A 21,267-nucleotide genomic window follows, 5' to 3' on the forward strand; every position below is an offset into this window, starting at 1 on the left:
ATGGCCATGTCCACCGCTTCCCGGGTACGGCGTCAACTGCCGACCAGTCCCTGGCTGTTCGCCGCACCCGGGCTGCTGATCACCGGTGCGTTCGTCCTGTACCCGTTCCTCTCCACGCTGGTCAACGCCTTCACCGACCGCCGCACCCTCGTCCCGGGCCGCTTCGTGGGCCTCGCCAACTTCCGCGAGCTGCTGCACGACGACATGTTCTGGACCGGCCTGCGCAACAGCACCCTCTACGTCCTCGGAGTCGTCCCCGCGCTGGTGATCCTGCCCCTGCTGCTCGCCCTGCTGGTGCAGAAGAACATCCCCGGCATCACCTTCTTCCGGTCCGCCTTCTACACCCCGGTCGTCGCCTCGATCGTGGTGGTCGGGCTCATCTGGGTGTGGCTGCTCAACGAACGCGGCCTGATCAACTCGCTGCTGGAGACCGCCGGGGCCGGCCGGATCGGCTTCCTGAGCGACCAGTGGCTGCTCCTGCTGAGCGCCATGGCCGTCACGGTGTGGAAGGGCCTCGGCTACTACATGATCATCTATCTGGCCGCGCTGGCCGATGTTCCGCGTGAGCTGCACGAGGCCGCGGCCGTGGACGGGGCCGGCACGGTGCGCCGCTTCCTGACGGTCACCGTGCCCGCGGTCCGCTCCACCATGGTCCTGGTCGCAGCGCTGTCCTCGGTCGCCGCGTTCAAGGTGTTCTCGGAGGTGTATCTGATGGCGGGCCCGAGCGGCGGTCCGGCGGGCGAGGACACCACGCTCGTGATGCTCGTCCAGCGCACCGGCACCGGCCTGACCGGCCGCGTGGGCTACGCCTCCGCCATCTCGGTCGTCGTCTTCGCCGTCACCGTCGTTCTGATGCTGCTCGTGCTGCGGGCCGACCGGAGGGACGAGGCATGAGCATCACCGACGAGCACGGCCGCCGCGTCCGGGGGCGGGAACTCGTCCTGCGCTACGTACTGCTGCTCGCCGTGCTCGCCCTGACCGCCGGCCCGTTCCTGTGGCAGCTGTCCACCTCGCTCAAGGGCCCGACGGAGGACGTCTTCAGTTCGCCGCCGAAGTTCCTGCCCAGCCATCCCACCCTGCACAACTATGAGCGGGTCGCGGACACCATCCCGGTGTGGGACTACGCCCTCAACTCCCTCAAGGTCGCCACCGCCGGCGTCGTGACCAACTGCGCCGGTTCGGCCCTGGCCGGCTACGCCCTGGCCCGGCTGCGCTACCGGGGCCGCCGCGTCGCCACCCTCGTCTTCGTCCTGGCGATGCTCGTGCCCGTCGAGGGCATCATCATCGCCCAGTTCACGACGATGCGGGAGCTCGGCCTCAACAACACACTGATCGGCGTCGTCCTGCCGGGCTGCATCGGCGCCATGAACGTGCTGCTGATGCGCAACGCCTTCCGCAACCTGCCGTACGAGATCGAGGAGGCCGCCTACGTCGACGGCGCCGACGTCTGGCAGCGGTTCCTGCGGATCGCCCTGCCCTCGGTGAAGGGGACCGTCGCGGTCGTGGCGATCCTCGCCTTCATGGGCGCCTGGGACGACTTCCTGTGGCCGCTGATCGTGCTGAGCGACCCCGGAAAGTTCACGCTGACCATCGGCCTCAACTACCTGCACGGCACCTTCGCCAATGACGAACGGCTCGTCGCCGCGGGCACGGTCATCGCCGTGGCACCGCTGATCGCGCTCTTCGCCTGTCTCCAGCGGTACTTCTTCCGCGGGGTGGGCGAGGGCGCGGTGAAGGGCTGAACCCACCCGAGTCCCAAGGACCGACACATGTCTCCTGCCGTGCGCTTCGGCGTCAACTACACCCCGAGTGAAGGGTGGTTCCACCACTGGCTGGACTTCGACCTCGACTCCGTACGCGCCGACCTGGACTCCATCGCCGCGCTGGGCCTCGACCACATCCGGGTCTTCCCGCTGTGGCCGTACTTCCAGCCCAACCGCACCCTGATCCGCCCACGCGCCGTCGAGCAGCTCGTCGCCCTCGCCGACGCGGCAGCCGAACGCGGCCTCGACGTCAACGTCGACGGCCTCCAAGGGCACGTGAGCAGCTTCGACTTCCTGCCCGCCTGGACCCGGACCTGGCACAGGCGCAACCTCTTCACCGACCCGGAGATCGTCGACGGCCAGGCCGCCTACCTGCGCACCCTCGCCGCCGCCCTCGCGGACCGGCCCAATTTCATCGGGATGACGATCGGCAACGAGGTCAACCAATTCGCCGCCGAGCCCCATCCCGACCCCGACCGGGTCACCGCCGAGGAGGCCGGGCGGTGGCTCGTACGCCTGCTGTCCGCCTGTGCCCAGGGGGCCCCCGGCCGGCTCCATCTGCACGCCTCCTACGACGCCGCCTGGTACCAGGACGACCAGCCCTTCACCCCCGCCCACTCGGCCCGTCTCGGCGAGGTCACCGCCGTGCACTCCTGGGTGTTCGACGGCACCGCCCAACGCCACGGCCGCACATCCCTCCAGACCGAGCAACACGCGGCCTATCTGGTCGAGTTGAGCAAGGCCTGGGCCGAGGACGCGCGCAGGCCCGTATGGCTCCAGGAAGTGGGCGCGCCCGCCCCGCTGATTCCCGCCGAGCACGCGGCCACGTTCGCCGAGGCGACCATCACCGCCGTACTCGACTGCCCCGACCTGTGGGGCGTCACCTGGTGGTGCTCCCACGACGTGAGCCGCGGCCTCGCCGACTTCCCCGAACTCGAATACGGGCTCGGCCTGTTGGCCAACGACCGCAAGCCAAAGGACATCGCACGCGTGCTCGCCGACGCGGCCCCGGCTACGCCGCCAACCGCACGGAGCACAGCCCTCGTCGTGCCGTCCGACCCGGCACGGCGCTCCACGTGCGCGCCCGGCGGACCCGTCTTCGACGCCTACTTCCGGCTCGCCGCCGACGGAGCCCGGCCCACGGCCGTCCTCGACACCCGCACGGACGACCAGGAACATCTGGCGGCGCGCGGCATCACCGAAGTCGTCACTCCCGAACAGGTACTCCCCACCCCGCAAGGACCACAAGGAGGCACCAGCTCGTGAACCCCTCCAGACGCACCGTGCTCGTCGCCGGCACCGCCGCGGCCCTGCTGCCCGCCCCGTTTGCCGCGGCGGCCCCGAAGGCCACCACCGCCGCCCCGCCGTACGCCTCCTACTGGTACCCGGACTCGCTGCCCTCCGGCACCCCCGGCACCGGCATCACCTGGCGCAGCCTGAAGACCTGGAGCGCCGCCGACGACGCCGACCTCGCCTTCAACGCGGCCTCCGTGCCGCTCGCGCCCCGCTTCACCCCGACGCCGGCGAACACCACGGCCCGCTCCGGCCAGGCCCGCGTCCAGGCGCTGGTCTCCTTCGGGCCCACCTCGGCCAACCCCTCCCAGGGCTCGGCCACCGCCGACTACTACACGCTCACCCACTGGGCGTACCTCGACGAGCTGGTGTTCTGGGGCGGCTCGGCGGGCGAGGGGCTGATCCTCGCGCCCAACGCGCCGGTCGTGGACGCCGCACACCGGCACGGCGTGCCCGTCCTCGGCAACATCTTCCTGCCGCCCACCGCCTACGGCGGCCAGTTGCAGTGGACCCGCGACCTGGTGCAGAAGGACTCCGCCGGGCACTACCCGCTGGCCGCGCGACTCGTCGCCGTGGCCGCCGCCTACGGATTCGACGGCTGGTTCGTCAACGCCGAGACCGGCGGCGGGAACACCGCGCTCGGCACTGACATGCTCGGCTTCGTACGGGAGCTGAAGTCCCTCGCCACGGCGAAGGGGCAGCGGGTCACCTGGTACGACGCGATGACGGTGAACGGCACGGTGAGCTGGCAGGGCGCCCTCGACAGCCAGAACCAGGCGTTCTTCCAGGCCGCCGACGGCATGTTCGTGGACTTCCGGTGGAGCGCGGGCACACTGGCCTCCTCCGGGCAGAAGGCGGTCGGGCTCGGCCGCAGCCGCTACGAGCTGTGGGCGGGCGTCGACGTCGAGTCGAACGGCTCCAACACCGCGGTGAACTGGGACGCGATCGTGCCGACGGGCACGTCCCACATCACTTCGATCGGCTTCTACCGGCCCGAATGGACCCGCAACCATCTGCCCGCGGGGCGCACCCCGGGCGACTTCCACGCCGCCGACGACCGGTTCTGGACCGGGCGTTCGCTGGACCCGTCGCGGCCGGACGGCACCGACCCCTGGCGGGCGCCCGCGGTGTCGGTCGCGGACCGGTCGACGGTCTCGTCGGTGCCGTTCGCGAGCGTCTTCAACACCGGGCAAGGGCTGCGCTGGTACGAGGACGGCGAGGTCACCTCGGACGTGCCCTGGAACCACCTGGGGCTCCAGGACAGGCTGCCGTCGCGACGGTGGGCGGTGCGCACGGCGGGGGAACGGCCGGCCGTCACCTTCGACTTCGCGGACGCCTGGCGGGGCGGCAGCAGCGTGCTCGTCGACGGTGAACTGGACGAACCGGCGGTCCTGGATCTGTACGCGACCCGGCTGCCGATCACCACCGACACGGTTGTCGAGCTCACCCATCGGACCGACGCCGGCCGTGTGAACGTCGAGCTCGCCGTCGCCACGGCCGAGCCGGGCGGCGCCGGCGCGACACCCCCGTACACCTGTCTGCCTGTGAACCCGCCCGCGAACGCGGTCGGCACCTGGCAGACCTCGACCGTACGGCTCACCGGGCTGTCCGGCACCGTCCACGCGCTCGGCGTCCGGCTCACCGCGACCGACGGCCCCGTGCGCTGGCGGCTCGGCGGACTCGCCGTCCGGGACGCGGTCACCACCCCCGCCGCCCCCACCGGCCCGCGGATCACCGCGGCCACCGGAGGCGACCTGCGCCTCGCCTGGGACGCGGCCCCCGACGAGGTCGACGAAGTGATGGCGTCAGCCACACGCCACTACACCGTGCACCGTCTGCTGCCCGACGGCACCCGCCGCTTCCTCGGCGGCACCTGCCAGCGGGCGTACTTCGTCACCGGGCTCCAGCCGGAGCAGGGTGAACAGGCCGCGCGGTTCGAGCTGCGTTCCGTAGGGGAGCTCTACACCTCGTCGGCACCCGTGGCCGTGACCCACCCCTGGTAACCGTCCCCCAGCCTTGGAGCACCCCGCATGCATGACGACCGCAGCCTGGTCGAAGCCCGCCTCCGGCGCGTCCTCGACGAGCGTGTCCGCCCCGCCGTGTACCCCGAGTCCGTGCCGCTCCAGGTCGCGGTGTGGCACGCGCCCGGCGAACCCGTACCCGTCGCCGAGGGCCTCGCGGCCGAGTCCGAGCCGATCGAGGTGGGCGCCCGGTGGGGTGCTCCCTGGGGCACCAGCTGGTTCCGGGTGACCGGGACCGTACCCGAGGCCTGGGCGGGCAGGACCGTCGAGGCCCTGCTCGACCTCGGCTTCGACGAGAACATGCCCGGCTTCCAGTGCGAGGGTCTCGTCCACCGGCCCGACGGCACCCCCGTGAAGGGCCTCAACCCGCGCAACCAGTGGGTCCGCGTCGGCGCGCCCGTCGAGGGCGGCGAGGAGGTGCGGCTGCACATCGAGGCCGCCTCCAATCCCGTCATCCTCGACTACCACCCGTTCCTGCCGACCCGGCTGGGCGACAAGGAGACCGCGGGCAGCGAACCCCAGTACACCCTCGCCCGCATGGACCTCGCCGTGTTCGACGAGACCGTGTGGCAGCTGGTGACCGATCTGGAGGTGCTCGGCGAGCTGATGGCCGAGCTGCCGGAGGACTCCGCGCGGCGCTGGGAGATCCTGCGCGCGGTGGACCGGGCACTGGACGCGATCGACCTCCAGAACGTGGGTGCGACCGCGCAGGAGGCCCGTGCACGGCTGGCGGACGTGCTGGCCGCCCCCGCCGTCCCCTCCGCCCACCGCGTCAGCGCCGTCGGGCACGCGCACATCGACTCGGCGTGGCTGTGGCCGCTGCGCGAGACGGTCCGCAAGGTGGCCCGCACCACCGCCAACATGACCGCCCTGATCGAGGACGAGCCGGACTTCGTCTTCGCCATGTCGCAGGCCCAGCAGTGGGCCTGGGTGAAGGAGCACCGGCCCGAGGTGTGGGCGCGGGTGAAGAAGGCGGTGGCGGAGGGGCGGTTCGTGCCGGCCGGCGGGATGTGGGTGGAGTCGGACACCAACATGCCCGGCTCGGAGGCGATGGCCCGGCAGTTCGTGCACGGAAAGCGGTTCTTCCTCGACGAGTTCGGCATCGAGAACCGGGAGGCCTGGCTGCCGGACACGTTCGGCTTCGCCGCGGGCCTGCCGCAGATCATCCGGGCGGCCGGTGCCAAGTGGCTGCTGACCCAGAAGATCTCCTGGTCCCGCACGAACAGGTTCCCGCACCACACGTTCCAGTGGGAGGGCATCGACGGCACCCGGATCTTCACCCACTTCCCGCCCGTCGACACCTACAACTGCTCCATGAAGGGCAGCGAACTCGCCCACGCCGCCCGCAACTTCCGCGACAAGGGCCGCGCCCGCCACTCGCTGGCGCCCACCGGCTGGGGCGACGGGGGCGGCGGCACCACCCGCGAGATGGTCGCCAAGGCGGCCCGCCTGCGTGACCTCGAAGGCTCGCCCACCGTCGCCTGGGAGACCCCCGAGGCGTTCTTCGCCCGGGCCGAGGCCGAATACCCCGACCCGCCGGTCTGGGTCGGCGAGCTCTACCTCGAACTCCACCGCGCGACCCTCACCAGCCAGGCGAAGACCAAGCAGGGCAACCGGCGCAGCGAACACCTCCTGCGCGAGGCCGAACTGTGGGCGGCCACGGCCGCCGTCCGCACCGGATTCCCCTACCCGTACGAGGAGTTGGACCGCATCTGGAAGACGGTCCTGCTGCACCAGTTCCACGACATCCTGCCCGGCTCGTCCATCGCCTGGGTCCACCGCGAGGCCCGGGCCACCTACGAGCGGCTCGCCGGGGAGCTGACCGGGATCATCGACGCGGCCCAGCGCGCCCTGGCCGGCGAGGGCACCACACCGCTCCTCTTCAACGCGGCGCCCCACGCCCGCCCGGGCGTCCCGGCGGGCGGCGCGGCCACACCGGTCACCGAGGGCCGCACCACGCTCGCACCCCGCGCCGGCGGCGGACACGTCCTGGACAACGGCCTGCTGCGAGTGGAGATCGACGGCCGCGGCCTGGTCGTCTCGGTGTACGACCCCGAGGCCGACCGCGAGTCCGTCGCCCCGGGCCGCGCGGCCGGCCTCCTCCAGCTCCACCCCGACTTCCCGAACATGTGGGACGCCTGGGACGTGGACGAGTTCTACCGCAACACCGTCACCGACCTCGCCGACGCCGACGAGGTGACCCCGGGCGAGGACGGCGCGTCGGTGCGGGTCGTGCGGTCCTTCGGTGCCTCCCGCGTCACCCAGGTGCTGTCGCTGCCGCCGGGGGAGCGGCGGCTGGTCCTCGACACCGAGGTCGACTGGCACGAGACGGAGAAGTTCCTCAAGCTCGCCTTCCCCCTGGACGTGCACGCCGAACGGTACGCCTCGGAGACCCAGTTCGGGCACGTCCACCGCCCCACGCACACCAACACCAGCTGGGAGGCGGCCAAGTTCGAGGCCTGCAACCACCGCTTCGTCCACCTGGAGGAGCCCGGCTGGGGCGTCGCACTCGTCAACGACTCGACGTACGGCCACGACGTGACCCGTACGGTGCGCACCGACGGCGACCGGGGTACGACCACCACCGTACGCGCGTCCCTCCTGCGGGCCCCGCGTTTCCCGGACCCCGAGACGGACCAGGGCGTCCACCGTTTCCGGCATGCGCTGGTGCCGGGCGCGTCCATCGGTGACGCGGTGCGCGAGGGATGGCGGATCAATCTGCCCGAGCGGCGGGTGACCGGCGCCGGGGAGGTGGCGCCGCTGATGACGGTGGACCGGGACGCGGTCGTGATCACGGCGGTCAAGCTGGCCGACGACGGCAGCGGAGACGTGGTGGTCCGGCTCCACGAGGCGCACGGCGGACGGACCCGGGCCACGCTCACCGCCGGGTTCGAGCCGGCCGGCGTCACCGTGACCGACCTGCTGGAGCGCCCGCTGACCGACGCGGCCGTCCCCGGGCACGACGGCCGGACGGTCAGGCTGGCGCTGCGCCCGTTCGAGCTGGTGACGCTCCGGCTGGCCAGGACCTGACGCGCGCGGGGTACACCGGTGGGACCTACAGCCGAGGGGGTGCGGTCCCGTGGGCGAGGTGCACGTGTCGGCGCGGGACGACGAGGTACGGGCGGCGCCGGGCGACGACATCGTGGTCCGGCTGCCCGAGAAAGCCACCACCGGATACCGGTGGCACGCGCGTGCTGCGGCTGCGGCCGGCCGAGGCCGGCGAGGCACGGCTGGAGCTGGTGCTCCAGCAGCGGTGGGGCGACGGCGTGGCCGACCGGTACGCCCTGCGCGTCACCGTCGAGTGACGCGTGAGGGGGGTCGCGCCCGAGCCGTCGGGCGCGGCCCCCTCACCCCGGGGACCGCCGGAAGGGGACTGCTGGAACAGGAAGATCTCGCGGACGAGGCCGTCCGCCTCCTCGCGGAAGGAGATCGGCCGGCCCGTCTGGCGGGGCTCTTCTTCCAGGCGCCGCCCTTGACGTGCAGGTAGGCGTTGCGGGTCTGGTCGACGCACCACATCACGTCGACGACCGCGTTCTGCGTCCAGGTGCCGGTGATCCCGGTGGCGGCCTGGGCCGCCGCGAACGCCCGGAGGTCGCCGCGGAGTTCGGGCGTGATCGTCGGCCGGCCTCACCGGCCGCCGTCTGCTCGAACCGGGCCACCATCGGCCCTCCCCTTGCACCGCCCCCGGATACGCCGGCTCAGGAACCCAGCTGCGCCCGCAGCCACTCCTCCACCTCGCCCACGTGCGCGGCCGCCGCGGCCCTCGCGGCCTCCGGGTCGCGGGCGGCCAGGGCGCGGTGGATGGCGGCGTGCTCGCGGCGGGTGCGGGCGAAGGCGCCCTCCTCCTGGTAGCCGCGCCAGACGCGGGCGCGGAAGGTGCGGGAGGACAGGCCGTCCAGGATGGCCGCCATGGTCTCGTTGCCCGCGGCGGCCGCGATCTCGCGGTGGAAGGCGAGGTCGTGGGCGAGTATCTCCTCCGGGTCGTCGGTGGCGTTCATCGCCGTCAGGTGCTTCTCGACCTCGGCCAGCTGGTCCGGCGTGATGCGGGCCGCCGCCAGGGCGGTCGCCGTGGACTCCAGGACCCGGCGCACCTCCAGCAGCTCCACCAGGCGCGGGCCCCGGGACAGGTCGGCGACCACCCCGAAGGTCTCCAGCATGTCACCGGCCTGGAGCTGGGTGACGTAGATCCCGGAGCCGTGCCGGGCCTCGAGGACGCCGAGCACCGTCAGCGCGCGGATCGCCTCGCGCATCGAGCTGCGGGAGATACCCAGCTGAGCCGCGAGATCGCGCTCGGTGGGCAGCCGCTGGCCCGGCTCGAGGCGGCCCTCGCCGATCATCACCTTGATCTGTTCGATGGCGCGCTGCGTCACCGTGCCCTTCTGTGGGGCCGTCTCGTCCACGCCGTTCCTCCACTCACCGGGTGGCCGCAGTCTAACCAGCAGGTTGGTCGGACCACTACGACCCAGAACCGGGAAAATATGCCGTCGGAGGCTGTTCTTCCGGGGAAGTGGTCTGATAAGTATGCGGTCGTCTGCTCGAAGTCGCTCAACGAGGAGCCGTGAGATGCCCGCCACAAAAGTGTGGAAGCGAAGCAGGTCCCGGATCGTCGGCGCGGTGGCCACAGCCGTCGGCGCCTCGCTCGCGCTCGCCGCGTGCGGCAGCACCAAGGACACCGGCGCCGGGAGCGCCGGGGGCGGCGGCACCGGCAGGGTGGGGGTGATCCTGCCCCTGCTGACCTCGCCGTTCTGGCAGTCGTACAACGACTACGTACCGAAGATGGCCAAGTCCGAGGGCGTCGAGACGCTCAAGACGGTCAACTCCAACAGCGACCCCTCGCAGCAGATCACCGACATCAACAACGAGCTCAACCAGGGCGTCAAGGGCCTGGTCGTCGCCCCGCTGGACAGCGCCGCCATCGAGGCCGGCCTCGACCAGGCCGAACGCAAGGGCGTACCGGTCGTCGCCGTCGACGTCGCGCCCGACAAGGGCAAGGTCGCCATGGTCGTACGCGCCGACAACGTCGCCTACGGCGAGAAGGCCTGCGACTACCTCGGCGAGCACGTCACCAGCGGCAAGGTCGTGCAGATCATGGGCGACCTCGCCTCGGTCAACGGCCGGGACCGCTCCGAGGCGTTCCGCTCCTGCGTGAAGAAGAAGTACCCGAAACTGAAGGTCCTGGAGATCCCCGCCAAGTGGGAGTCCGACACGGCCGCCTCGAAGCTCGACACGCTCCTCAACGCCAACCCCGACATCAAGGGCATCTACATGCAGGCCGGCGGCGTCTACCTCGCGCCCACCCTTCAGACCCTGAAGTCCAAGAGCATGCTCAAGGCGGCGGGCCAGAAGGGCCACATCGTCATCGTCTCCAACGACGGCATCCCGCAGGAGTTCGAGGCCATCCGCAAGGGCCAGATCGACGCCACCGTCTCCCAGCCGGCCGACGCCTACGCCAAGTACGGCATGTACTACATCAAGGCGGCGATGGAGGGGAAGACGTTCAAGCCCGGCGCGACCGACCACGACTCCACGATCGTCAAGCTGCCCAGCGGCATCCTCGAGGACCAGCTGCCCGCACCCCTGGTCACCAAGGACAACGTCGACGACCCCAAGCTCTGGGGCAACACGGTCAAATGAGCACCCCACTCGTAGAGGCGCGGGGCATCGTCAAGCGGTACGGCCCCACCACCGCCCTGGCCGACGGCCGGCTCACCGTACTGCCCGGCGAGTCCCACGCCCTGGTCGGCCGCAACGGCGCCGGCAAGTCCACCCTGGTCGGTGTCCTCACCGGCCTCCAGGCACCCGACGAGGGCACGGTCCGCTTCGACGGCGAGCCCGCGCCCCCGCTCGCCGACCGGGACGCCTGGCGCCGCAAGGTCGCCTGCGTCTACCAGAAGCCCACGGTCGTACCGGAACTGACGGTCGCCGAGAACCTGTTCATCAACCGGCAGCCCCTCACCCGCCGCTTCATCAGCTGGCGCAGGCTCAGGGCCGAGGCCGCCGAACTCCTCGGCACCTGGGACGTGCGCGTCGACCCGGAGGCCCGCACCGCGGACCTCAGGGTCGAGGACCGTCAAATGGTGGAGATCGCCCGGGCGTTGAGCTTCGGCGCCCGGTTCATCGTCCTCGACGAACCCACCGCCCAGCTCGACAACCGCGAGATCGAGCGGCTGTTCACCCGGATGCGCGCCCTTCAGGACTCCGGCGTCACCTTCCTGTTCATCTCCCACCACCTGCAAGAGGTGTACGAGGTCTGCCAGACCGTCACGGTGCTGCGCGACGCCCGCTGGATCGTCACCGCGCCCGTCGCCGACCTGCCCAGGGCGGCGCTGGTGGAGGCGATGGCGGGGGCGGCCGCGGGGGAGTCTGCCGAGGACCACCGGAGCGCGCACGCCGCCGCGGCCGCCGAGGGCCCCGTGGTGCTCGACGTGCGCGGACTCACCTCCGAGACGTACGAATCCGTCGACCTCACCGTCCGCCGCGGCGAGGTCGTCGGGCTCGCCGGATCCAGCGGCAGCGGCAAGACCGAACTCGCCGAAGCCCTCGCCGGACTGCGTACGCCGACGGCCGGGACCGCGCGGCTGGAGGACCGGGACCTTCCCTTCGGCGACGTGCGGGCCACGCTGAAGGCGGGCGTCGGCTGCGTGCCCCGCGACCGGCATGACCAGGGCCTGGTCGCCGGCATGACCGTCGGCGACAACACCACCCTCGGCGTCCTGGACCGGCTCGGCCGGTTCGGCTTCGTCGCCCCCGACCGCAAACGCGGTTTCGCCACCGACCTCATCGAACGCCTCGACATCCACGCCGAGGGCCCCGACCAGCCGGTCTCCGACCTGTCCGGCGGCAACGCGCAGAAGGTCGTCATGGCCCGCGCCCTCGCCCGGGACCCCCGTCTGCTCGTACTGATCAACCCCACCGCGGGCGTGGACGTGAAGTCCAAGGAGTCCCTGCTGGCCCGGGTGGACGGCGCCCGGGAGGACGGCACCGCAATCCTCGTCGTCTCCGACGAACTCGACGACCTGCGCCGCTGCGACCGCGTCCTCGTCCTCTTCCACGGCCGCGTCGTCGCCGAACACCCGGCCGGCTGGCACGACCACGAGCTGATCGCCTCCATCGAAGGAGTGGACCATGGCTGAAACCAAGGCAGCTCCGCCGCTCGCCCCCCTGCGGGCCCCCGACCCGCGCGCCACCAAGGCCGTCCTGCTCCGCCGGGCCCGTGAACTCGCCCTCGTCCCCGCCCTGTTGCTGCTCATGGTGCTCGGCGCGGTGGTCAACGACTCGTTCCTCACCGAGCGCAACCTGATCTCGATCCTCGGCGCGTCCGCCGCGCTGGCCATGGTCGTGCTCGCGGAGTCCCTCGTCCTGATCACCGGCAAGTTCGACCTGTCCCTGGAATCGGTGGTCGGCATCGCGCCCGCCGTGGGGGCCCTCCTCGTGCTGCCGTCCGCGCAGTCCGGCTGGGGCACCGAACTACCGGCCCCGCTCGCCCTGTCGGCGGTGCTCGTGGTGGGCGCGGCCGTCGGCGCCTTCAACGGCGTCCTCGTCGTCAAGTTCAAGCTCAACGCGTTCATCGTGACGCTGGCGATGCTGATCGTGCTGCGCGGCCTGCTGGTCGGCGCGACCAAGGGCAAGACGCTCTTCGGCATGCCGGACAGCTTCTACTCCCTGGCCACCAGCACCTTCCTCACCGTCCCGATGTCGGTGTGGCTGGCCGCCGCGGCCTTCGCGATCGCCGGGTTCCTGCTGAAGTACCACCGCGTCGGCCGCGCGCTGTACGCCATCGGCGGCAACCAGGAGGCGGCCCGGGCGGCCGGCATCCGCGTGGAGCGGGTGATGCTCGGCGTGTTCGTCGTCGCCGGGGCCCTCGCCTCCGTCGGCGGGATCATGCAGACCGGATACGTCGGCGCGATCAGCGCCAACCAGGGCAACAACATGATCTTCACCGTGTTCGCCGCCGCGGTGATCGGCGGCATCAGCCTGGACGGCGGCAAGGGCACCATGTTCGGCGCGCTGACCGGCGTACTCCTCCTCGGCGTCGTGCAGAACCTGCTGACCCTCGCCCAGGTGCCGTCCTTCTGGATCCAGGCCATCTACGGCGGGATCATCCTCGTCGCCCTCATGATCGCCCGTGTGACGACGGGCCGGGCGCAGGACTGAGAGCCTGTGTCTGCCCCCGGCCGGGCGCCCGCCGTCCGGCAGACACAGGCTCTCCCCCGGCGTCCACCTCACCCCTGACGGAAAGGCCTGCTGTGTCCCCGACCCCCGCCCGCGTCACCGCGGTCGACACCTACGACATCCGCTTCCCCACCTCGCGCGAGCTGGACGGCTCCGACGCGATGAACCCCGATCCCGACTACTCCGCGGCCTATGTGGTGCTGCGCACCGACGCGGCCGACGGGCACGAGGGACACGGGTTCACCTTCACCATCGGGCGGGGCAACGATGTCCAGGTCGCCGCGATCGACGCGCTGCGGGACCACGTGCTCGGCCGCCCGGTGGAGGAGATGTGCGCCGACCCCGGATCGCTCTTCCGGGACCTGATCGGCGACAGCCAGCTGCGCTGGCTCGGCCCCGAGAAGGGTGTGATGCACATGGCGATCGGGGCGGTGGTCAACGCCGTCTGGGACCTCGCAGCCAAACGCGCCGCCAAGCCGCTGTGGCAGCTGCTCGCCGACGCCGATCCGGAGTGGCTGGTCCGGCAGATCGACTTCCGGTACATCACGGACGCCCTCACCCCTCAGGAGGCCGTGGACCTCCTGCGCCGGGGCCGGGCGGGCGCCGAGGAGCGCCGGGCCCTGCTCCTGGAGCGCGGCTACCCCGCCTACACCACCTCCGCCGGCTGGCTCGGCTACGACGACGACAAGCTCACCCGGCTCGCCGCCCAGGCGGTCGCCGACGGCTTCACGCAGATCAAGCTGAAGGTCGGCGCCGACCTCGACGACGACGTACGCCGCTGCCGGGTCGCCCGCTCCGTCGTCGGACCCGACGTCCGCCTGGCGATCGACGCCAACCAGCGCTGGGACGTCGAGGAGGCCATCCGCTGGACCAAGGCCCTCGCCGACTTCGACCCGTACTGGATCGAGGAGCCCACCAGCCCCGACGACGTCCTCGGCCACGCGGCGATCCGCGCCGCCGTGGCCCCGGTCAAGGTCGCCACCGGCGAACACGTCCAGAACCGGATCGTCTTCAAGCAGTTGCTCCAGGCCGGCGCCCTCGACATCGTGCAGATCGACGCGGCCCGGGTCGCGGGAGTCAACGAGAACCTGGCGATCCTGCTGCTCGCGGCCAAGTTCGGCGTCCCCGTCTGCCCGCACGCGGGCGGCGTGGGCCTGTGCGAACTCGTCCAGCACCTGTCGATGTTCGACTACCTGGCGCTCTCCGGCACCACCGAGGACCGGGTCATCGAGTACGTGGACCATCTGCACGAACACTTCCTCGCCCCGGTGGTGATCCGCGAGGGCCACTACACGGCACCCACCGCGCCGGGCTTCTCCGCCGCCCTGCGGCCCGAGTCCATCGCGCGGTACACGTTCCCCGGCGGCACCTTCTGGGCCGCCGACACCGAGACGCGGAAAGGAAAGGCTGCATGAGCGACTTCGAGGGCCTGAAGGCCCTGGTGACCGGCGGCGCCTCCGGCATCGGCCGGGCCACTGCCGAACTCCTCGCCGAGCGTGGCGCCCTGGTGGCGGTGCTGGACCTGGACCCCTCGTCCGTCGACAAGCCGCTGCTCGCCTTCCGCGCCGACGTCACCGACGACGCCTCCGTACGCGCCGCCGTGGACCGGGCGGCCGAGGACCTCGGCGGGATCGACATCCTGGTCAACAACGCGGGCATCGGCGCCCAGGGCACCGTCGAGGACAACGGCGACGAGGAGTGGCGCCGCGTCTTCGACGTCAACGTCCTCGGCATGGTCCGCACCACCCGCGCCGCGCTCCCGCACCTGCGCCGCTCCCGGCACGCGGCGATCGTCAACACCTGCTCCATCGCGGCCACCGCCGGCCTGCCGCAGCGCGCCCTGTACAGCGCGACCAAGGGCGCCGTGCAGTCGCTCACCCTAGCGATGGCCGCCGACCACGTCCGCGAGGGCATCCGCGTCAACTGCGTCAACCCCGGCACGGCGGACACCCCGTGGATCGGCCGCCTGCTCGACTCCGCCCCCGACCCGGCCGCCGAACGCGCCGCCCTGGAGGCCCGCCAGCCCACCGGCCGCCTGGTCTCGGCCGCCGAGGTCGCCGGCGCCATCGCCTACCTGGCGAGCCCCCTGTCCGGCGCCACCACCGGCACCGCCCTCGCCGTCGACGGCGGCATGCAGGGCCTGCGCCTGAGGCCGGTGGGCCAGTGAGGACGCTCGGCCGCAGCGGCGTGCGGGTCAGCCCGCTGGGCTTCGGCGCCGCCGTGATCGGCAACCTGTACACCGAGATCGACGACGAGCAGGTCTACGAAGCGGTCGGCGCGGCCTGGCAGCGGGGCATCCGCTATTTCGACACCGCCCCGCACTACGGCCTCGGCCTGTCCGAACGCCGCCTCGGCGCGGCCCTGCGGGACTTCCCGCGCGCCGAGTACACGGTCTCCACGAAGGTGGGCCGCCGCCTGGAGCCCTCGGACGCGGGCGGCGACGACCTCCCGAACGGCTTCGCCGTACCCGCCACCCACCGCCGTGTCTGGGACTTCAGCGCGGACGGCGTACGGCGCTCCCTCGAGGCCGGCCTGGAACGCCTCGGCCTGGACCGCGTGGACGTCGTCTACCTCCACGACCCCGACGACCACGCCGAGCAGGCCTTCCGCGAGGGCTACCCCGCCCTGGAGAAGCTCCGTGCCGAGGGCGTGGTCGGCGCGATCGGCGCCGGCATGAACCAGGCGGAGATGCTCACCCGGTTCGTCCGCGAGACGGACGTCGACGTGGTGCTGTGCGCGGGCCGGTACACGCTCCTCGACCAGAGCGCGGCGGCCGAGCTGCTGCCCGCCGCCGCCGAACGGGGCGTGTCGGTGGTCGTCGGCGGCGCCTTCAACTCCGGCCTGCTCGCGGACCCGAAGCCCACGGCGACGTACGACTACACCCGGGCCCCGGCCGAGCTGCTGGACCGTGCCCTGCGCATGAACGAGGCCGCCGCCCGGCACGGCACCACCCTGCGGGCCGCCGCCCTCGCCTTCTGCGCCGCGCACCCGGCCGTGGCGAGCGTCCTGGTCGGCGCCCGCTCGGCGCACGAGGTCAGCGACTGCGCCGAGCAGTTCGAGGCACACATCCCGGCCGCCTTCTGGCGGGAGCTGCGGGACACCGGTCTGCTGCCCCCTCAGGAGCCGTCATGAGAGTCGCCCTGCACACCAAGGTCCGCGCCGACCGCGTCACCGAGTACGAGGCCGCCCACCGGGAAGTCCCCGTCGAGCTCACCGACGCCATCCGCGCCGCCGGTGCCACCTCCTGGACGATCTGGCGCAGTGGCACCGACCTCTTCCACGTCCTGGAGTGCGAGGACTACCCGCGCCTGCTCGCCGAACTGGAGAAGCTGCCGGTCAACGTCGCCTGGCAGGCCCGGATGGCCGAGCTGCTGGACGTCGTGCACGACTACTCGGGGGCGGGCGCGGACGACGGCCTGCCCGTCGTGTGGGAGCTGCCATGACGGTGGACGCCCACCACCATGTGTGGGACCTGTCGGTCCGCGACCAGGAGTGGATCACCGGCCCGGCACTCCGGCCGCTGCGCCGCGACTTCCGCGTACCGGACCTCGAACCCCAGGCCCGCGCGGCGGGCGTCGACCGCACCGTCCTGGTCCAGACGGTCACCGTCCCGGAGGAGACCCCGGAGTTTCTGGCCCTGGCCGAGGAGCACGACCTCATCGCCGGCGTCGTCGGCTGGACCGACCTCACCCGTCCCGACGTGGCCGAGGAACTGGCCCGCCTGCGCGAACTGCCCGGCGGCCGGTACCTGAAGGGCATCCGCCACCAGGTCCAGTCCGAGCCCGACCCGCGGTGGCTGCTGCGCCCGGACGTGCGCCGCGGCCTGGCCGCCGTCGCCGATGCGGGCCTGGTCTACGACCTGATCGTCCTGCCCCACCAGCTCCCGGCCTGCGTCGAGGCGGCCGAGTCGCTCCCCGGGCTCACCTTCGTGCTGGACCACCTGGGCAAGCCGCCCATCGCCTCCGGCGCCCGCGAGCCCTGGGCGTCGGCCCTCCGGTCGCTCGCGGCACTCCCCAACACCGTCGCCAAACTCTCCGGCCTGCTCACCGAGGCCGACCCCGCCTCCCGGACCGCCGCGGACCTGCGCCCTTACACGAACGTCGCTCTGGCCGCCTTCGGCCCCGGCCGGCTGATGGCCGGCTCGGACTGGCCCGTCTGCACCCTGGCGGCCACCTACGAAGAAGCGCTCGCCGTGGTGAGGGAGGTGACGGCCGACCTGAGCGCGTCCGAACGCTCCGCGGTCCTCGACACCACCGCCACCCGGGTCTACGACCTCTGAGCCACCCCCGCCAGCCGCGTCGGCGGCAGGTACTCCCGCACAAACGTCCGCTCCCAGCACGCGCCCGTCTCCCGCAGCTCCCGCCAGGTGGTGTAACGGTAGCGGAAGAGACGGGCGCGGACGTGGCGCGGGGGCTCGTCGGGCGGGAAGGGCGAGCGGCGCAGCAGCCTGAGGGTGTCGGGGTCGTTCTCCAGCAGGCGCTCCACCAGGCCGCCGAACCACGCCCCCGCGTATCCGGGCGACAGCGCGGCGAACCACATCAGCCAGTCGAGGCGCAGATGGTAGGGCGCGAACTGGCGCGGCCAGCGTCCGGGATCTCCCGGCTTGCCCTTGAACTCGTACTCCCGCCAGCCCGAGTCCTCCTGCGGTACGGCGTCGAGCGTGCCCTCCACCACCACCTCGTACCGGATCCGGCTGACGCTGCCGAACGCGCCGTAGGTGTTCACCAGGTGCAGCGGGTCGAAGGAGCGGTTCATCACCTGGCTGCGCGAGACCATGTTCACCGCCGGGCGGTAGCTGAGGAACACCAGCAGCGCGGCGACGGCGAGGACCACGATCTCGTACCACAGAGGTGCCGCGGGCACGGACGGCGGACGGGTGGGGAACCGGACCGCCGACAGGGCCACCACGATGGTGATCCAGTTGAGCCACGCGAAGTTGCCGGACAGCACCAGCCACAGCTGGGTGACGATCATCAGGGCGGCGGCGGCCGTCGCCACCGGCTGCGGGGCGAACAGCACCACCGGCACCACCAGTTGGGTGAAGTGGTTGGCGGCCACCTCCACCCGGTGCAGGGGCCCGGGCAGATGGTGGAAGAACCAGCTCAGCGGACCCGGCATCGGCTGGGTCTCGTGGTGGTAGTCCAGACAGGTCAGCTTCCGCCAGCAGGCGTCCCCGCGCAACTTGATCAGACCGGCGCCGAACTCCACCCGGAACAGCACCCAGCGCAGCAGGAAGAGCACCACGACCGGCGGGGCGACCTCGTCGTTGCCGAGGAGGACGGCCAGGAAACCCACCTCCAGCAGCAGCGACTCCCAGCCGAACGCGTACCAGGTCTGGCCCACGTTGACGATGGACAGATACAGCGCCCACGGGACCAGCCACAGCAGCATGCCGCCCCACAGCGGCAGTCGGGAGTCGAGGCCGGCGAGCAGCGCCGCCGAGACGGCACAGCCCGTCCAGGCGCAGGCCGCGAAGAGGCGGTCCGAGTAGCCCAGATGGAACAGGCTCGGGGCGCGCCGGAACGGCACCCGCTCGACGAACCGGGGGATCGGCAGCATGCCGCGCTCGCCCAGCAGGGCCCGGAACTGGAGGGCCGCGCCGAGGAACGCGACGAGGTACACGGCGGCCAGCGCCCGCTGGAAGACCAGCCGGCTCAGCCAGTACTCGGGTGCGGTGAACCAGTTCACGGCCGTGTGCTCCTCCCTCCATGGTGGACGCCGGGGTGCCTGTCACTCCGTGTACCGCGCGTTTGCGGTTGCGTAACCCGGGCGAGTCCCGCCGGGCGGGCCGCGGACCGTCTCCGGCGGCACGCGGCGGCCGATCGCGGCCGTCGCCCACTCGAAGAATCGGCCGAATCCTGGCAAGGTGGCTCCATGGCTCACCGGGGCGCGAGCGCCCTGTCACTCCCGGACGACCGGACCGCCCATCCGGATCCGATCCTGGCGCTCAACCACATGGGCACCTTCGACTGGGACCTGGACACCGGTCTGTTCCACATGGACGCCCAGGCGCACGAGGTCTTCGACATCCTCCCCGAGGAGTACGACGGCCGTCCGAAGACCCTCGCCGGCCGGGTGCCCGCGCCGGAGGCCAGCCAACTGGACGCCGTGATGGCCCAGGCCATCAAGGACGGCAGCGAGAACTACGGCGCGTACTTCCGCCTGCGCTGCCGCGACGGCAGCCGGCGCTGGACGCACATCCAGGGCTACATCAGGCGCGACGAGACCGGCCGCCCGCGCCGGGTCATGGGTATCGTCCGGGACGCCACCCAGGAACTGGCGGAGAGCGAGGCCCGCAGTCTGCGCGCCGCCCAGGACGCGGCGGTGCGGCGGCAGACCGGCGTCGTACAGGTGATCACCGCGGCCCTCGCGCACGCCCGCAGCGTCCAGGACGTCATCGACGTCCTCAAGGACACCCACGGCGTCCGCCACCTCGGCGCTACCAGCCTGGTCATGGGCCTGGTGGAGGCCGGCCGGATCCGGATGGTCGCCGAGGGGCCGGAGGCCGGCATCGTGCCCGGCACCAGCATCACCCGGATCGACGAGCCCTACCCCATGAGCGAGGTCGTACGGACCCTCGTCCCGCGTTTCATCGAGTCCCCGGAGGAGTTCGCCGAGGGCTACCCGATCCTGTGGCCGCACATCACCGACCTGAAGATCACCTCCGCCGCCTATCTGCCCCTGATCGCGCAGGCCCGCCCGATCGGCGCGATGGGCCTGCTCTACGGCGACCGGCGCGGCTTCTCCGACGAGGAGCGCACCGTCCTGGTCGCGCTCGGCAGCAGCATCGCCCAGAGCCTCCAGCGGGCCATGCTGTACGAGGAGGAGAAGGACCTCGCCCAGGGCCTCCAGCAGGCGATGCTGCCCCGCACGATTCCCAGCGTGGCCGGGGCGGACGTGGCGGTCCGCTACCGCTCGGCGTCGCTCGGCCGGGACATCGGCGGCGACTGGTACGACCTCATCCCGCTGCCCGGCGGCCGGGTCGGCGCGGTCATCGGCGACGTCCAGGGCCACGACACGCACGCGGCGGCCGTCATGGGCCAGCTGCGCATCGTGCTGCGCGCGTACGCCGCCGAGGGGCACACCCCGGCCACCGTGATGGCCCGCGCCTCCACCTTCCTGCACGAGCTCGACACCGACCGCTTCGCCACCTGCCTGTACGCGGAGGCCGACCTCGCCACCGGCGTGGTCCAGGTGGTCCGGGCCGGCCACATCGACCCGCTGATCCGGCACACCGACGGTTCCTGCCGCCGGGTGTCCGTCGAAGGCGGTCTGCCGCTGGGGCTGTCCGCCGAGTTCGGGCGCCTGGAGTACCCGGTGTCCACCGTCGAGCTCGACCCCGGTCAGACCCTGCTGCTGTGCACCGACGGTCTCGTCGAACAGCCCGGCGCCGACCTCGACGACGGACTGCGCACCCTGACCGCGCTCGTCGAGTCGGGCCCGGACGACGTGCGTGACCTCGCCGACCGGCTCATCGACGTGGCCGAGGAACGCGGCGGCGACGACGACGTGGCCCTGCTCCTGCTGCGCCGCCGCAGCCGGGACCTCCCGCGCACCGGCGGCCGGCTCCAGCAGCACGTGGCCCCCGGCGACCCCGAGGCCCTCAGGCTCGCCCGGCACATGATCCGCGCCGCGGTCCGCGCCTGGGGCATCGGCGAACGCGCCGACGAGATCGAACTGGTCGCCGACGAACTGATCACCAACGCCCTGATGCACACCGAGGGCTCCGCGATCGTCACCCTGCGGGTCCTCAGCGGCATCGACCGCCGGGTGCGCGTCGAGGTCGAGGACTCCTCCAGCGCACTGCCCCGCCGCCTCGACGCGGGCGAGTCCGGAGTCTCCGGCCGCGGCCTGCTGCTGGTCGACCGGCTCGCCGACGCCTGGGGCGTGGAGGCACGGGGCGGCGGCAAGTGCGTGTGGTGCGAGTTCACGGTGCCGGAGCCGGTCTGACCGCGGGTCCGGGATGTCCTCCGGGTGCTTGCGGCGGCAGGTGCGTGTGGTGCGTGTGTGTTCGCGGT

General features: G+C 72.1%; 16 protein-coding genes. 14 read left to right on the forward strand and 2 right to left on the reverse strand.

Annotated features, from left to right (window positions below; all coding sequences use genetic code 11):
- From ACWGJM_RS25730 to ACWGJM_RS25750, 5 genes are read left to right on the forward strand one after another with little or no spacing between them, the layout of a single operon-like run.
- Complete coding sequence (locus ACWGJM_RS25730; RefSeq protein WP_453414059.1) at positions 1-894, forward strand: carbohydrate ABC transporter permease; 894 nt, start codon at positions 1-3, stop codon at positions 892-894.
- On the forward strand, positions 891-1,742 hold the full coding sequence (locus tag ACWGJM_RS25735; protein WP_453414060.1) for a carbohydrate ABC transporter permease: 852 nt from the start codon (positions 891-893) through the stop codon (positions 1,740-1,742). The genes ACWGJM_RS25730 and ACWGJM_RS25735 overlap by 4 nt, the downstream gene beginning before the upstream one ends.
- Positions 1,743-1,769: 27 nt before the next feature.
- Complete coding sequence (locus ACWGJM_RS25740) at positions 1,770-3,029, forward strand: glycoside hydrolase 5 family protein (RefSeq protein WP_453414061.1); 1,260 nt, start codon at positions 1,770-1,772, stop codon at positions 3,027-3,029.
- Positions 3,026-5,059 (forward strand): endo-beta-N-acetylglucosaminidase, encoded by a 2,034-nt coding sequence (locus ACWGJM_RS25745; protein WP_453414062.1) that lies wholly within the window; start codon positions 3,026-3,028, stop codon positions 5,057-5,059. Before ACWGJM_RS25740 ends, ACWGJM_RS25745 begins: the two co-directional genes overlap by 4 nt.
- A 27-nt stretch (positions 5,060-5,086) precedes the next feature.
- The gene (locus ACWGJM_RS25750; RefSeq protein WP_453414063.1) at positions 5,087-8,107 is read left to right on the forward strand and encodes an alpha-mannosidase; all 3,021 of its coding nucleotides are present in this window, start codon (positions 5,087-5,089) and stop codon (positions 8,105-8,107) included.
- A gap of 668 nt (positions 8,108-8,775) precedes the next feature.
- Here ACWGJM_RS25750 and ACWGJM_RS25755 read toward each other — a convergent pair.
- A complete protein-coding gene (locus ACWGJM_RS25755; protein ID WP_453414064.1) occupies positions 8,776-9,477 on the reverse strand; it encodes a FadR/GntR family transcriptional regulator in 702 nt (233 codons plus the stop codon).
- Between the two features lie 163 nt (positions 9,478-9,640).
- Here ACWGJM_RS25755 and ACWGJM_RS25760 point away from each other — a divergent pair, with 163 nt between their 5' ends.
- The 8 genes from ACWGJM_RS25760 to ACWGJM_RS25795 all read left to right on the forward strand — a co-directional run bounded on the left by ACWGJM_RS25760 (position 9,641) and on the right by ACWGJM_RS25795 (position 17,528).
- Positions 9,641-10,711 (forward strand): sugar ABC transporter substrate-binding protein, encoded by a 1,071-nt coding sequence (locus tag ACWGJM_RS25760; protein WP_453414065.1) that lies wholly within the window; start codon positions 9,641-9,643, stop codon positions 10,709-10,711.
- The gene (locus ACWGJM_RS25765; RefSeq protein WP_453414066.1) at positions 10,708-12,210 is read left to right on the forward strand and encodes a sugar ABC transporter ATP-binding protein; all 1,503 of its coding nucleotides are present in this window, start codon (positions 10,708-10,710) and stop codon (positions 12,208-12,210) included. The genes ACWGJM_RS25760 and ACWGJM_RS25765 overlap by 4 nt, the downstream gene beginning before the upstream one ends.
- Positions 12,203-13,231, forward strand: coding sequence for an ABC transporter permease (locus tag ACWGJM_RS25770; protein ID WP_453414067.1), 1,029 nt, complete (start codon positions 12,203-12,205; stop codon positions 13,229-13,231). The genes ACWGJM_RS25765 and ACWGJM_RS25770 overlap by 8 nt, the downstream gene beginning before the upstream one ends.
- Positions 13,232-13,323: 92 nt before the next feature.
- On the forward strand, positions 13,324-14,664 hold the full coding sequence (locus ACWGJM_RS25775) for an L-fuconate dehydratase (RefSeq protein WP_453414068.1): 1,341 nt from the start codon (positions 13,324-13,326) through the stop codon (positions 14,662-14,664).
- Positions 14,661-15,416: an SDR family NAD(P)-dependent oxidoreductase gene (locus ACWGJM_RS25780; RefSeq protein ID WP_453414069.1), complete on the forward strand. Its 756-nt coding sequence runs from the start codon at positions 14,661-14,663 to the stop codon at positions 15,414-15,416. The genes ACWGJM_RS25775 and ACWGJM_RS25780 overlap by 4 nt, the downstream gene beginning before the upstream one ends.
- Entirely contained in the window at positions 15,413-16,381 is a 969-nt protein-coding gene (locus ACWGJM_RS25785) for an aldo/keto reductase (protein ID WP_453414070.1), read from the forward strand. Before ACWGJM_RS25780 ends, ACWGJM_RS25785 begins: the two co-directional genes overlap by 4 nt.
- The gene (locus tag ACWGJM_RS25790; RefSeq protein ID WP_453414071.1) at positions 16,378-16,692 is read left to right on the forward strand and encodes an L-rhamnose mutarotase; all 315 of its coding nucleotides are present in this window, start codon (positions 16,378-16,380) and stop codon (positions 16,690-16,692) included. Before ACWGJM_RS25785 ends, ACWGJM_RS25790 begins: the two co-directional genes overlap by 4 nt.
- Entirely contained in the window at positions 16,689-17,528 is an 840-nt protein-coding gene (locus tag ACWGJM_RS25795; protein WP_453414072.1) for an amidohydrolase family protein, read from the forward strand. Before ACWGJM_RS25790 ends, ACWGJM_RS25795 begins: the two co-directional genes overlap by 4 nt.
- Here ACWGJM_RS25795 and ACWGJM_RS25800 read toward each other — a convergent pair.
- The gene (locus ACWGJM_RS25800) at positions 17,516-18,937 is read right to left on the reverse strand and encodes a lipase maturation factor family protein (protein WP_453414073.1); all 1,422 of its coding nucleotides are present in this window, start codon (positions 18,935-18,937) and stop codon (positions 17,516-17,518) included. The genes ACWGJM_RS25795 and ACWGJM_RS25800 overlap by 13 nt on opposite strands.
- A 186-nt stretch (positions 18,938-19,123) precedes the next feature.
- Here ACWGJM_RS25800 and ACWGJM_RS25805 point away from each other — a divergent pair, with 186 nt between their 5' ends.
- The gene (locus ACWGJM_RS25805) at positions 19,124-21,199 is read left to right on the forward strand and encodes a SpoIIE family protein phosphatase (RefSeq protein WP_453414074.1); all 2,076 of its coding nucleotides are present in this window, start codon (positions 19,124-19,126) and stop codon (positions 21,197-21,199) included.
- Positions 21,200-21,267 lie beyond the last annotated feature (68 nt).

Source organism: Streptomyces sp. NPDC054834, assembly GCF_053611185.1.